Annotated in this window: 10 protein-coding genes; 6 read left to right on the forward strand and 4 right to left on the reverse strand. The window is 40.3% G+C overall.

The features are described 5' to 3' along the window. Positions 1-11 precede the first annotated feature (11 nt). From B3C94_RS02325 to B3C94_RS02335, 3 genes are all read right to left on the reverse strand, one after another. The gene (locus B3C94_RS02325; protein ID WP_293898353.1) at positions 12-974 is read right to left on the reverse strand and encodes an alpha/beta hydrolase; all 963 of its coding nucleotides are present in this window, start codon (positions 972-974) and stop codon (positions 12-14) included. A gap of 181 nt (positions 975-1,155) precedes the next feature. After that, on the reverse strand, positions 1,156-2,034 hold the full coding sequence (locus B3C94_RS02330; RefSeq protein WP_293898356.1) for a helix-turn-helix domain-containing protein: 879 nt from the start codon (positions 2,032-2,034) through the stop codon (positions 1,156-1,158). 165 nt (positions 2,035-2,199) lie between these two features. Continuing rightward, the gene (locus tag B3C94_RS02335) at positions 2,200-3,294 is read right to left on the reverse strand and encodes a hypothetical protein (RefSeq protein WP_293898359.1); all 1,095 of its coding nucleotides are present in this window, start codon (positions 3,292-3,294) and stop codon (positions 2,200-2,202) included. A gap of 150 nt (positions 3,295-3,444) precedes the next feature. Here B3C94_RS02335 and B3C94_RS02340 point away from each other — a divergent pair, with 150 nt between their 5' ends. The 6 genes from B3C94_RS02340 (at position 3,445) to B3C94_RS02365 (ending at position 11,646) form a co-directional block, all read left to right on the forward strand. Next, positions 3,445-5,790 carry a TonB-dependent receptor gene (locus tag B3C94_RS02340; RefSeq protein WP_293898362.1) on the forward strand — a complete coding sequence of 782 codons (2,346 nt, stop codon included), beginning with the start codon at positions 3,445-3,447 and terminating at the stop codon, positions 5,788-5,790. A gap of 138 nt (positions 5,791-5,928) precedes the next feature. Continuing rightward, complete coding sequence (locus B3C94_RS02345) at positions 5,929-6,969, forward strand: succinylglutamate desuccinylase/aspartoacylase family protein (protein ID WP_293898365.1); 1,041 nt, start codon at positions 5,929-5,931, stop codon at positions 6,967-6,969. Between the two features lie 161 nt (positions 6,970-7,130). Then, entirely contained in the window at positions 7,131-7,922 is a 792-nt protein-coding gene (locus tag B3C94_RS02350) for a hypothetical protein (protein WP_293898368.1), read from the forward strand. Positions 7,923-8,306: 384 nt separating this feature from the next. Further along, positions 8,307-9,182 carry an AraC family transcriptional regulator gene (locus tag B3C94_RS02355; RefSeq protein ID WP_293898371.1) on the forward strand — a complete coding sequence of 292 codons (876 nt, stop codon included), beginning with the start codon at positions 8,307-8,309 and terminating at the stop codon, positions 9,180-9,182. 131 nt (positions 9,183-9,313) lie between these two features. Beyond that, a complete protein-coding gene (locus B3C94_RS02360; RefSeq protein WP_293898374.1) occupies positions 9,314-10,465 on the forward strand; it encodes an iron-containing alcohol dehydrogenase in 1,152 nt (383 codons plus the stop codon). A gap of 245 nt (positions 10,466-10,710) precedes the next feature. Then, positions 10,711-11,646, forward strand: a complete 936-nt coding sequence (locus tag B3C94_RS02365) for an alpha/beta fold hydrolase (RefSeq protein ID WP_293898376.1) — start codon at positions 10,711-10,713, stop codon at positions 11,644-11,646. A 113-nt stretch (positions 11,647-11,759) separates the two neighbouring features. Here B3C94_RS02365 and B3C94_RS02370 read toward each other — a convergent pair whose 3' ends face one another. Continuing rightward, a complete protein-coding gene (locus B3C94_RS02370; protein ID WP_293898378.1) occupies positions 11,760-12,653 on the reverse strand; it encodes a helix-turn-helix domain-containing protein in 894 nt (297 codons plus the stop codon). Positions 12,654-12,868: the final 215 nt, after the last annotated feature.

The following is a 12,868-nucleotide window of genomic DNA, read 5'->3' on the forward strand; positions in this document are numbered from 1 at the left end:
AAATAAGTGTGTTATTTTAAATAAGCTTTAAAGAATGCTGTCAGTTTATCGAATGGAATTTTACCCAATTGATCATATAAATCAACGTGAACTGCATCAGGAATAATCATTAGTTCCTTTGGTTCGGCGGCAATTTTATAGGCGTCTTCACTGAAATATCTTGAATGGGCATTTTCGCCTGCAATGATTAGCATTGGCCGTGGTGCAATCTCCTTGATATAAGAGAGTATCGGCATATTCATAAACGACAAGGGTGAGGTTGCTGTCCATGCCGCATTTGAATTGATAGAACGAGGATGAAATCCGCGGGCTGTTTTATAATAATCAAAATATTCCTTAACAAACTGAGGTTCACCGCCTGTCAATTTTTCTGGTAAATTGTTTGTTGATGGAGCGTACACCTCGCTTTCAGCATCATTCCAGCGTTGCTGGCTTAATTGTTCCAATGTTTTAGTACGCTGCTCTACCGTTACCACATCATTATAGCCTTTTGACATAACGCGCGTCATATCGTACATGCTGGTCGTAGCTACTGCTTTTATACGTTTATCTACCGCTGTCGCATTTAATGCAAATCCCGCAAATCCACAGATGCCAATGATTCCGATTTTGCTTCTGTCAGTATTTTTCTGTAGCCCTAGAAAGTCTACAGCTGCGCTGAAATCTTCGGTGTTAATATCTGGCGATGCTACGTTACGGGGTGTTCCGCCACTTTCACCTGTGTAGGAGGGATCGAAGGCCAAGGCAATAAATCCTCTTTCTGCCATTTGGTTAGCATACAATCCAGAAGACTGCTCTTTCACTGCACCAAAAGGGCCGCTGATGGCAAGTGCCGATAACAGTTTAGTGTCTGCGTTTTTAGGAACGTATAAATCGCCAGAAAGTGTGATACCATATCGATTTTTAAAACTTACTTTTTTGCGGCTTACTTTATCGCTTAATTGAAAAGTATAATGGTCTGATGAGGTATTCATAGGTGGTAAATTTTGGTTTGATTGTATCTGTTGTGCGGAAGCCCTATCAGAAAACAGGAAAGACAGGACCAATAATGTTAGTGCTAGTTTCATATCCGTATTACATTAATTATTACAGATACAAAGGTAGATCAGGATAAAGGGGAAATGTTAACGAATATCAAACCAAAACTTAAGAATTTCAAACCTCAGATTCGCGGACTGATTTTGGGTTTGTTCCTGTCATTTTTTTAAAGAAGTTATTGAAATAGGTAGGATATTCAAATCCCAGGGCGCTGGCTATCTCTGAAATATTCCAGTCCGTGTGTTGCAGGAGGGCTTTTGCTTCTGTCAAGATTCTTTCTGAAATCAGTGTCGTTGTAGATTTGCCTGTAATTTCTTTTACAGCACGATTGAGATAGTTGACGTGAATGTTGAGGTTTTGAGCATAATCCTGCGCTGTTTTCATTTTGAGAGGACTTGTAGGTGTTTCGATTGGAAACTGTCGTTCTAATAGTTCCCAAAATACCGATGCGATACGTGCTGTACCATTTTTGGATGGGGTATATACTTCAGAGGGTTGAAGTTTAAGGGCTTCATGAATGATAAGGTTGATATAATTGCGTATGAGTTCATCTTTAAATGTATAATCGCTTTCTTGCTCTTCGATCATCTTCTGGAAAAGCGTGTTGAGAAATAAGCGTTGATCCGCCTTGATTTTTAAGACTGGTGTGCCTCCGATTTTAAAGAAGGGAGATTGCTGCAAGCTTTCCGCGCGATCAGCACGTTTTAAAAAGTCTTCCGAAAACAAGCATGTATAACCGATATAGGTTGTCGAAATGGTTTCCCAGGAATAGGGGATATGCGGGTTCCCAAAAAATAGAATTGTGCCTTCTTGTTCAAAGCTTTTATCGGCGTAATGGATCTTGCTTTTACCAGTTGTAAGGCAGATTTTAAAGAAATCTTTACGACTATAAATACGCGTAGCATTGCTGTCATCCTCAATCTGAAATGCTTTAAAACCTTGCAGTCTGAGTTCATTATTGAACTCTGAAACACTTCGGGCTATTTTTGTTTTCATGAAGCAAAGTTAAGAAATTCAAATATACATTTATATGCTGCGTATAGGCAACTTCTTTTCCGCAGGTAAGGAGCAATTCAGATTTTTCAAGAAAATAGAAATGAACTTCTTCCGATGGAAAGAGGTTACAGTGATGGAATAATCACTGTAACCGGGGTATTTCGATTATCCTTCAGACATTGCTAGCGTGAGGTTAGCCGTAAATTCCAAACCTGTAGTTGTCAGTGCCTTTATGGTTACTTTATAGCTGCCAGCTTTCAAACTATCACTTTTTTTTACGGAAACTGCACCTGTTTGGGCATTTACGTTAAACAGCTTTTCGCTATCTGTAAATGGCAGTCCATCTTTTTGTATTGAAACCAGTTCAAATGCAGATTTATATTTTTCCGGATACAGTGTTGGTGCTGCGGAGACATAACCATTTGACAGACCGATGTGTATCAGACTAAAGTCGATTGTCAGGTTTAGATCAGGATAATATTGTCCAAACAAGAACTTAATTTGTGGAATCAGAATGACCCTAAAAGTCGTTGAAGCCACAGTAAAACCTTCTTTCCTAAGTTCGGGAGTTAGCTCGAACGACCTTTCAGCTTTTTTTTCCGGATCGCCGGCGTCCTTTGATAACTTGATATGTGTATCTGCTATAGAAGCAATATTTTCCTGGCCATCCTTTTTTGCCAAGTGAAAACTGGCGCCAATAATCGGTAGGTCAAGAGGATCTATTTCAAAATCAGTAGATTGGTCGCTATACAGTACATACGAATAAGGTAACTCGCTGCCGCTTTTTAGTCCTTTTATAGCGATTGTTCCAGCCGTTATCTTGATTGAAAAATTTTCTTTCCCTACCACTTTGCCATGAGATTCTTTGGCTATCACTGTGACTTTATAATCATCGGGAATGCGTGCGCTGCTCGATTGGGCTCCGTTTGGATAGAGTAGGGCACTGTTAATCTGTATGCTTTGTTTTTCGCTATCGTATTTGATGGCTTGGTTCAGTTTATCACTGAGCTTACTCCCGTTGCCTAAATTGACTTCCGCAGTCTGGGAAAAGTCAAAGCTGAATGTAAGTCCTGTGCTTGCAGATAAGTCTTTCGCAAGATGAATTTCCTGTGTTTCGCCGTATCGAAGACTGACCTGAGATGGTAAGGAAAGTGAGATTTCAGTGGGAATAGCTGCTGTTTCCTTTTTACAGGACGATGCCGATCCGAGTATCAAAATCAGCGCTCCTGCTAGAGCAATTTGTGTGTTGATGTACTTCATATGGTGTAAAATTTTGACGAAGGTAGCGATTGTAAATTATTAATGCAACATTATTGCATTTACTGTTATCTTTTTTATTTTTGCAGCTCAAACAGAATAGGCGACACTATGTTACGGTATCAGAAAGAAGTTTTTTTAGCATCTCTAGTGATGTTATCTATCGCAAAAACTGCGCAAGCACAGAGCAAACAATCAGTGGATACGTTGCGAAGTTATACGCTTCCCATCGTAGAGACAACTGGCTTTGTGCCAGGTCATGGGCAAAAGAAGAGGCTAGGTCGAAATCAGCTAGATCGTATGCAAGCGCAAACGCTCGGTGAAACATTGAGTCATATTTCCGGGATACAAAACGCTTCTTTCGGTCCCAATTCTGGCATGCCGATGATACGCAGTCTAAGTGGTAGCAGGGTAGGTGTTCTTTCCAATGGTCTTTCGGTCAATGATTTGTCGGGAATCAGTCCTAACCTAAATCCAAATTTCGATATGGAAAATCTACGCGAAATAGAACTTTACAAGGGTGCTGCAAGTGTGTTATTTGGAGGAAAGGCGATTGGAGGAGCGGTCAATCTCAAAGACAACACTATTCCTATGACCCGTTTGCCAAGGAAGATCTCAGGCCAGGCCAGTGCGGAGTTAGGAACTAATAGTGGCAATAGCCAGTCGCTAGCCTTCAATACAAACCTCGGAAAATACTGGGTGGGACATATCGGCGCAATGAGACTCACGCACGGAGACCTTAAGATTCCGGGCAATACAAAGGCAGCCATTGCTTATGATCCTAAGATCGATCATTTGACAGCCGCAATGGCACAGGTAAATGTCGATCGCGAGACGATTCGAAATCTGACGCTATATCCCTATTTAAGTCAGTTTGTGCTCAATAATATGGGCGATCCAAAGTGGGGTTTATCGGAGGCCGACCTGTATACCTTTGAAGATTATTCGTTTATTAATGGGGCAAAAGTCCTAAATCCTCAAAATGACAAATATATCGCTGGACAGGATCCCAATACACCATTGTACACCGAAGTCGTGAATGGAATTACAGATTATGTTCCTGTCAAACGCGGAGTGATGCCCAATAGCCATGCCGAGAGAAGAGCTGTCAATGCAGGAGCCAGCTATATCAGAGACAACTTTCGAGTAGGTTTAGGGCTTTACGCTCTTGAAAGCTATTATGGTATTCCCGGTTTTGCGCAACGCAATAAGCCAGTCCATAGCCACAGTACGGTTTGGAATCCCATATATGAACCGATCAATACGCGCACTTATTCATATGCCTGGCAGTTAGAATCTGCTTTTAAGCCGAGAACACAGTTGATTTCGGAGATGAAATTTAATTATAGAGGTGAGCTATCGGACGACCGGGAGCTCTTGGGCAGGTACCGTGTCAATAAGTTCGATAGTGAACGCCATGCGTTTCGGTCTGAGATAACCCAACAGTTTACCCGTTTTTGGTCTGGGACGAGTGGATTTGATTTTTCATTTGTAGCCTTAAAGGGCGAAGGGGATCGGCGGTATATTCCCAATAATCTGAGTCGGGAAGGAGGTGTTTTTACTTTGCAGACAATAGAACTTAATCCAGTTACCCTTCATTTGGGGTACCGGCATGACTGGGTTGCCCGACGTGCCCTGAGCGATCCTACCTACCTTCAGAGCCGGGGAATGGCCGGGGGCCAGCTTTCGGCCCGGGATTTTAGTTTAAACCACTTTTCGGGAGATATCAACTATTCGATTTTTGACATTGCCTATTTCCAGGCTACATTTTCACACGCAGAACGTGCACCGGGGGTCAATGAACTTTATGCAGGGAACGACCATTTCGCGATCCTGGTAGAAGAAAATGGAGATGATCGACTTAACAAGGAAAGCTCAAATTCCTATGAGTTATCCGGAGGGATAAAATATGGTGGATTAAAACTGTCAGCGGCTCATTACCGCAGCTTCTTTAAAAATTATCTCTATTTGGCCCATACTGGCATTTCCCGTTCTGGTGGTTTTTTGGTAAAGGAATGGCGTGCTTCAGACACCGAGATCCAGGGGTGGGAGTTGGAAGGAGGTTATACCTATGCATGGGCAGCCGATTGTCATCTCGTATTAAATACTTTTGCCGATCTTGTCAAAAATATTAATACTTCAGATGATGGTATGCGCAAATGGGCTGAAGGAGACTATATGCCCAACCTACCGACCAGTAGATATGGAATATCCGCTTTACTTCAATATAAAAAGTTTTTTTGGAATGCCAATTTCGACCGGTACCTGAAACAGCGTTATTTAGGTAAAAATATCAATATTGAACCAGTTATGCCGGCGTATTCCTTGCTATCTGGTCAATTAGGTTACAAGGTGAATCTAAAAAAGTATGAATTTGTCTATTTTATTTCCGGAAATAATTTATTGAATGTTGAAGCACGTCCGCAAAATTCCATGCTCAAATATATAGCTCCGCTACCGGGGCGTAATATTTCTATTGGATTAAAGCTATTGCTCTAAAGAAGAAGGGTGTACAAGATTTCTTACCCTAAATTTCACTGAAGCTGATGGAAGCATACTTTGGATCTATTTGGTCAATTTTGATTCCATTTTCTTAATATTTACTATATTTGCAACTTTATTGCACTAACGATAATAATGAAAAAGCTTACAGTATGGATATTTCTGTCCTGTTTTTTGCAAAAAATAGACGCGCAGGTATCAAGAATAGACAAGTTGATGGATATACCCAAGGCCACAATTAAAGACACGACAATTCGTCTAAATTCAAGAGATAATAATACCGTAGATATTCCCATCACGTATATACATGGTGCCGAAAAGGGACCTACATTTACGGTCATTGCCGGTATTCACGGCATGGAATATCCCACCATTTTATCTTTGCTGGAGCTGCGGAAAGAGATAGATCCTCAAAGATTAAAGGGCAATATGATTATAATCCCGATAGTTAATATTCCCTCTTTTTTTCAGCGACGTGCTTTTGTCAATCCGATGGACAGTCTCAATCTGAACCGCGTATTTCCCGGTGATCCAAAAGGGAGTATCACCGAGGTAATGGCGGATTTTCTTAGCCGTGAGATTTTTTCCGCCACCGATATTCTTTTGGATATGCATGGCGGTGATGTCGGTGAAGATCTGATGCCCTTTATGTGTTACTATGAAAATAAAGAGTTTGAGACGCAGACCAAGCGTGCCCAGCGCCTGTGTGAAATAAGCGGTATTAATTCTATTGTTTCATACCCTTATACATTACCTCCGGATAAGCCAGCCATGTTTGCTTTTAAACAAGCTGTTCGCCAGGGTATTGTCGCTTTTAGTATGGAAATCGGTAAGTTGGGGAATTGGAAAAAAGGGGAAATTGTAGTCGCTAAAGAGGCGATTTATAGGACGATGGCACATTTACAGATGTACAAAGACAAACAGTTGGATCCTCTGTATCTCCCCTTACAATATTATCACAAGCAGGCCTATTTGTCTGTTCCCGTACAAGGTATATTTCATAGCGAGCTCATAGCCGGAGATCAGGTGCAAAAGGGGATGGAAATCGGTTATATTACGGATGTTTTTGGAAACATCCTGCACAGAATCCATTCACCAGAATCTGGAGTCATTCTTTATAAAGTAGGCACTCCGCCCGTAAATGCAGGCGAAACTTTACTATGTATTGGCTTTTAGCTCGATGAACAAACAACATCTCCGATGGGATCGCATAAACATGAGCGCAAATAATTATGCTATATTATAATACTGTTCATCTATTATGAGATACACTTTTGGCCAGAAGATAGAAGAATGTCAGGATTAAACTGTAATTTCATAGATTAAATACCTTTAACATGAAAGTTTTATACCGATATCTTCGTTTTTTTGCTCTTCTAAATACGCTAATATTTTCCATCGATGTTTTTGCGCAAACACAATCAGAAGTAGATAGCAATGTTATCGCGCTCCAATTCGTTGATAAACTTCTTCCTGAAGGTAATTATACCGCAGTGGTGCTGGGAATTCCCGGGCCTGACGCATCGCAACTTGCTATTGTGGAGAAAATGAAACTTGCCATCAAAGACAATGAAGATTGGTTTCTCAAAATGATGAAAGAACTAAAACCTGGTGAGCCTATTCCGTATCACAAAAACTTGGGTATCAGCGAAACGGAATATGCCGATTTTATGCAGTTTTCTCAATCCATTAAGATGGACAAAATGGGAACGATACCGCTTAAGATTATTCGAAAGGACAGGAGTATTCATTTTGAGCCCGAAGGTTTCGCGGATTATTTAAAATATTTAGTACTTGATTTAGATGAACATAGGGTCATGGTTGATAGTCTAGGTTTGCCCTACAAAGAGCGGATCACGAAGGATGCTAAAACTACTACTCTGGTTGCCGGACCTTGGAAAGGGTACTCCTGGCAACTGGAGGAATTTAAGAAAGACGGACAATTCATCGCGGATCCGGATAAAGTAGATCCGACACAGATTGGCGAACTTGATGTAAAATCTATTAAAGTGGCTATCGGTAAACTCGATCAAAGCAACCAGTGTTTTCTTTATCTCAAGAGTAATATTGTCAACAAGGGCCACGTGCTTGCAAAACAGGATATAGCCTTATTAATAATCAAAAAATAAGCTGAAATCCGCAGCAATATTTCTAATTTAATTAGCTTAATGACAAAAAGGTACCAGTTATTAAGTCTCGAGGGCTAGTAATCCAAACTTTTTTTATTTTAATCAAACTAATTACTTCAAGCATCTGTCTATTTATTGACGATCGATTCAATTTAGGAAGTTTAGTTTCGGTTGATTTAATTGTATGGTCAGGTTTAATGCCTGGCCATTTTTTGTCTATATTTTGGTATAGGCTCTTTCGGTGATCTCAATGATGTCGGTTCACGTTTTATTGTTCAGTGTTTCGAATGCTTTGATGTGAAGGAGAAAACAGGCTTCTGCTCAGGCTAGTTTGACGAAAAGTAAATTTGAGGAATTCAAAATAAATGCTTATCATAGGCCTCTATGGTAGTTTATCATCTAAAAGATATACAATATAAGGCCGAAAGGGCAATCACACCCTTTCATATTTTTGATCTGGACAGGGAAGCCATCGCAGCCTACAAGGAACCGCACACAAAAGACCATTTTTGCCTTCTGTTTGTCAAAAAAGGTCAGCTCAATCTGCAAGTTGAAGACCGCGGCTATACCGTCAATGCACCTCATATATGCGTTATCTTTCCCGGTCAGCTCTCCTCGAAAGAATTGCTTAGCGATGACTTTGAAGGCAAGTTGATCCTGTTTGATGAAGTACTATTCTGTTCGGATATCCTAAAAAACGAATTGAGTATTTACAACTACAATATCTCCGTGAAGCTCAATCATATTGAATTGCCCGAGGCCGAGACCGCAGAAATAGAACTGCTGCTGGAGCAGGTCGAAAAATCTTATCAGGATTTAACATCAATCAAAAAGGAACAGGCTCGATTCTACATTAAAATCATCTTGCTTAAACTGGTGGAATTTGTCCATACCAAATGGGGAAATAGCCAGCTCAGCAATGAAAACGCGAAGATTTATGGTAAATTTCTGGAACTACTTGAAAGGCATTATAAAACGGAGCGTACCGTGAGCTGGTATGCTGAAAAATTACAGCTGTCACCAAAAAAGTTAAATGAAATTACCCGCAAGATTGCAGGACTCACCTCCATCGAAACCATTCATGCGCGGATTATGAATGAAATCAAACAACTACTGCTTTTATCCAACTATTCGCATAAAGAGATCGCCTTTGAACTTGGATTCAATTCTCCGGCGGCACTGAACAAGTTTGTGCGTGCCAAACTGGATGAAACGCCAACCAATCTGCAGCAGCAATTGGCGCAAATGTATAAGACTTAAGTCTATTGTGTATTTGATAGCGTTATTTCCTTTGGTTATGTTGGATCAAATGTATATCATATCGTTAGTAATGTATAACATTGGCCTTTCCGGGCACAGTAACTTTGCAGCAGAAATTTAATATAAAATATATGAGCAAATTATTTGTTGCCAGCGAAGTATTCCACGGTGCTGGTACATTGTCGGAATTGAAAAATCTAACTGGAAAAAAAGCGATTATCGTAACTGGTGGTCAATCCATGAAAAAAAGCGGAACTTTGGACCGGGCCATAAGCTATTTAACTGAAGCAGGATTGGACACTGCCATTTTTGACGGTGTCGAAGAAGATCCATCATCAGCGACAAGCCTTCGAGGTGCTGCAGTGATGACTGATTTTCAACCGGATTGGATCATTGGTCTAGGTGGTTGCTCGGCAATTGATGCGGCAAAGATGATGTGGGTATTTTATGAATATCCGGATGCCAATTTTGAAGCGATGACCCAACCTTTTAACGTGCCAACGTTGCGTCAAAAGGCTAAATTCATTGCCATTCCGTCAACAAGCGGTACAGGTACGGAAACTACGGGGCTGGCTGTGATCACTGATCGCGAAAAAGGAGTGAAGTATCCAATCGTATCCTATGAATTGACTCCGGATATCGCTATTGTCGATGGCGAGATTTGCGCCACGATGCCAGCACATATAACCTCCAATACTGGTCTAGATGCGCTTACACATTGTGTGGAAGCCTATGTGTCCAATATCGAAAATAACTATGCCGATGCCCTGGCTAAAGGGGGACTGGAAATTGTTTTCGAAAATCTGGAAGAAGCGGTCAAGAACCCGACAAACATTAAAGCTCGCCAAAATATGCACGATGCATCTTTCATGGGTGGTCTGGCTTTCAATAATGCCTGGTTGGGTATTGTACACTCCCTCTCACATCAGGTAGGTGCACTCTACGGCGTTCCTCACGGAGCTTCAAATGCTATTTTCTTGCCCAATGTCATCCGTTTCAATCAGACAGCTACAACAAGATATCCAGATCTGGCCAAACTTGTCGGTAGAGATTCGGCAGAAGGATTGGCACAGGAAATTGAAAAATTAAGAGCAGCGGTCAACAACATTGGCTCCCTGAAAGCATTTGGTATTTCGAAGGAAGACTGGCAAAAAAATCTGGAGTATATGGCGCAAAATGCTTTACAAGATCCATGTACAGGTTTTAACCCACGTAAGCCAAGCCTGCAGGATTTAAAAAATCTTTATAACGCTTGCTACGAAGGTGTGATTTACGAAAATTAATCGAACAGACCAAAGAAAGCGGTTGTTGCGAAAGTAGCCAACCGCTTTCTTCCGAATAAAAAGCGCGACTCCAACTGCGCTCGCAACAATATGCCGGGGACCCATTCATGGAATCACCTTATAAACTCTGATATAATACTGTCTGGTTTTAGTATCCAAAGTTAGCGATCAAGTTTCATCGTTTTTTTAAAAAAAAAATCTTAGCTTCAGTGTAACAGATGTTTAGCTCGATATACTTATTGTTTATGAAAGATATAGTCAAAACAATGTTGTTGCTGTTTCTATGCACAGCTTTTACGAAAGTTGTATCTGCACAGCCTAATCAAGGTCAAACGGTTATTGTCAGAGGGAAAAAAATGGCCTATAAAACTAACAATCTTACCAATCGGAAGGCAGGCGACCCCATTTTAGTGTTCGAAGCTGGTTTGGGCGGCGGTTCATTTGATCCAATTTTACCGCTTTTGCCGAGCCATATTGCGAGTATTCAGTACGAACGAAACGGTATCGGCGAGTCCGAACCAGACGCCAGTATCCTGGCTGATAGCCAGGTGGTGGAGCGGTTACATGGTCTCTTGCATACCTTGGACATTCTACCACCTTATTTGTTAGTGGGGCATTCCATTGGAGGACCTTATATTCGTCTGTTTGCTGCGCAGTATCCAGATGAAGTATGCGGACTGGTTTTTTCGGACCCAACGGATTTTATGTTATCAGAGCAAGAGGACGAGGAGGCTAAAATTGTTTCCCAGAGTAAAACGAGCTATCAGCAGATCTCAAGAATTATTATGGAGCAGATGTCCAAAAATGAAAGTTCTAGTCCGGGAGCCCATATTGATGCGGCTAGGGCGCTTAGGTCCAATTTGAAAGGATACTTTCATGAATATAGAACATTGCCGCCATTGAGAAGGGAAATTGCTGCTACGGTGATCATATCCTACAACAAAAATATTGAGCTGCCTGATGAAGAACTGGACCGTAAATTAAATTTAGGTATCAATTTTAAAGCATGGTGGAAGGAATACGATCAATTGCGGATCCAGCATTATACAGCATTACTAAAAGACAATGACAATAGCATGCTCATATTGCTTCCGAAATATTCACATGGTATTTACTACCAGAATCCACAACTGGTCGCAAAACTTATACAGGACAATTTTAATAGCTATAAAAAGGAATGATCGCCGAAAGAATATATTTCGCAGCAACAGCACTCTGCTGTATACCCTGACTTTTAGGGTTCTATTGTGGGTCTTAAGCATTCGGCTTAATTTATTAAATTTTGGTTAAAATCCTAGTTCAAATTTCTATACTCAACCGGAGACATACCCACCTTCTTTTTGAATAGTCTGGTAAAGTGCTGCGGATATTTAAACCCCAGCTCGTAAGCAACCTCACTTATTGATTTATTCAAATCAAACATTTTCTCTTTAGCCAAATCTATGACTCTCTCTTGAATGTATTCTTGTGCGGATACACCTGTTTCTTTTTTAATAAGGTCACCAAAATAGTTCGCCGATAGGTGCAATTGCTCTGCACAATATGCCACACTTGGCATTCCAACTGCCTGAAGTTTTTCTGAATTGAAATAATCATTTAAAATAGATTCAAAACGTTCCAATATTCCCCTATTGACGTGCTCCCTAGTGATAAACTGACGATCATAAAAGCGGGTGGCATAATTTAATAGAACCTGCAAATGAGAAATGACCAATGTTTTGCTATGCTTATCTAGATTCTGATGCAATTCATCTTCAATGGTTTCAAACATACTTAGTATCAGATTTTTCTCTTTCTTGGACATATGCAATGCTTCGTTAGAAGCATAGGAGAAAAAACTATAATCATTTAATATATTGCTTAGGAGAGTTCCCTTTAGAAAATCTGGATGAAAGATCAGTACTTTCCCTTTTGGATGTACGCCTGATAAATATTTTTCAACCGTTAAAATCTGTCCAGGTGCTACAAAGACCAGGCTTTCTTCCTGATAATCGTAAAGTTCTTTTCCATATCGTAAGTCACCACATTTCGTATCTTTTAAAAAGATGGAATAAAATCCGAAATTGTAAGATGCTGGTTTCAGTAATGCGAGATTCTCGTAATCCAACACGTTGATCAACGGATGCAAAGTCTCTGCAGCTCGCAAAGTACTATATTCTCCAACAGTATTTATTTTCTTGATTTCCATTTCTTGGATTCTTATAGTACAAATTTACTTAAACGGAGGATTGTTCCATTGCTCGTTTAACTCCATCAGTGATTTTGGTAAGAAAAAAAGTAATCTAGATAAGTTACTAAAATCGTCAGAATTATAAAACAGTAAAAGTGGTAATTAATCCAGTAATTACGTTAATGCTCCCTTGAAATTCTTTATTGAAATTTGTATTATAAAATTTGAATACA

Origin of the sequence: Sphingobacterium sp. UBA5670 (assembly GCF_002420705.1) — a bacterium.
Taxonomy (GTDB): Bacteria; Bacteroidota; Bacteroidia; order Sphingobacteriales; family Sphingobacteriaceae; genus Sphingobacterium.

Bases quoted from the DNA above. Each gene is read 5' to 3' on its own strand.
- B3C94_RS02355 (WP_293898371.1), top strand. From the start codon at position 8,307: ATGGTAGTTTATCATCTAAAAGATATACAATATAAGGCCGAAAGGGCA.
- B3C94_RS02340 (WP_293898362.1), top strand. From the start codon at position 3,445: ATGTTATCTATCGCAAAAACTGCGCAAGCACAGAGCAAACAATCAGTG.
- B3C94_RS02365 (WP_293898376.1), top strand. From the start codon at position 10,711: ATGAAAGATATAGTCAAAACAATGTTGTTGCTGTTTCTATGCACAGCT.
- B3C94_RS02350 (WP_293898368.1), top strand. From the start codon at position 7,131: ATGAAAGTTTTATACCGATATCTTCGTTTTTTTGCTCTTCTAAATACG.
- B3C94_RS02330 (WP_293898356.1), bottom strand. From the start codon at position 2,034: ATGAAAACAAAAATAGCCCGAAGTGTTTCAGAGTTCAATAATGAACTC.
- B3C94_RS02370 (WP_293898378.1), bottom strand. From the start codon at position 12,653: ATGGAAATCAAGAAAATAAATACTGTTGGAGAATATAGTACTTTGCGA.
- B3C94_RS02345 (WP_293898365.1), top strand. From the start codon at position 5,929: ATGAAAAAGCTTACAGTATGGATATTTCTGTCCTGTTTTTTGCAAAAA.
- B3C94_RS02360 (WP_293898374.1), top strand. From the start codon at position 9,314: ATGAGCAAATTATTTGTTGCCAGCGAAGTATTCCACGGTGCTGGTACA.
- B3C94_RS02335 (WP_293898359.1), bottom strand. From the start codon at position 3,294: ATGAAGTACATCAACACACAAATTGCTCTAGCAGGAGCGCTGATTTTG.
- B3C94_RS02325 (WP_293898353.1), bottom strand. From the start codon at position 974: ATGAATACCTCATCAGACCATTATACTTTTCAATTAAGCGATAAAGTA.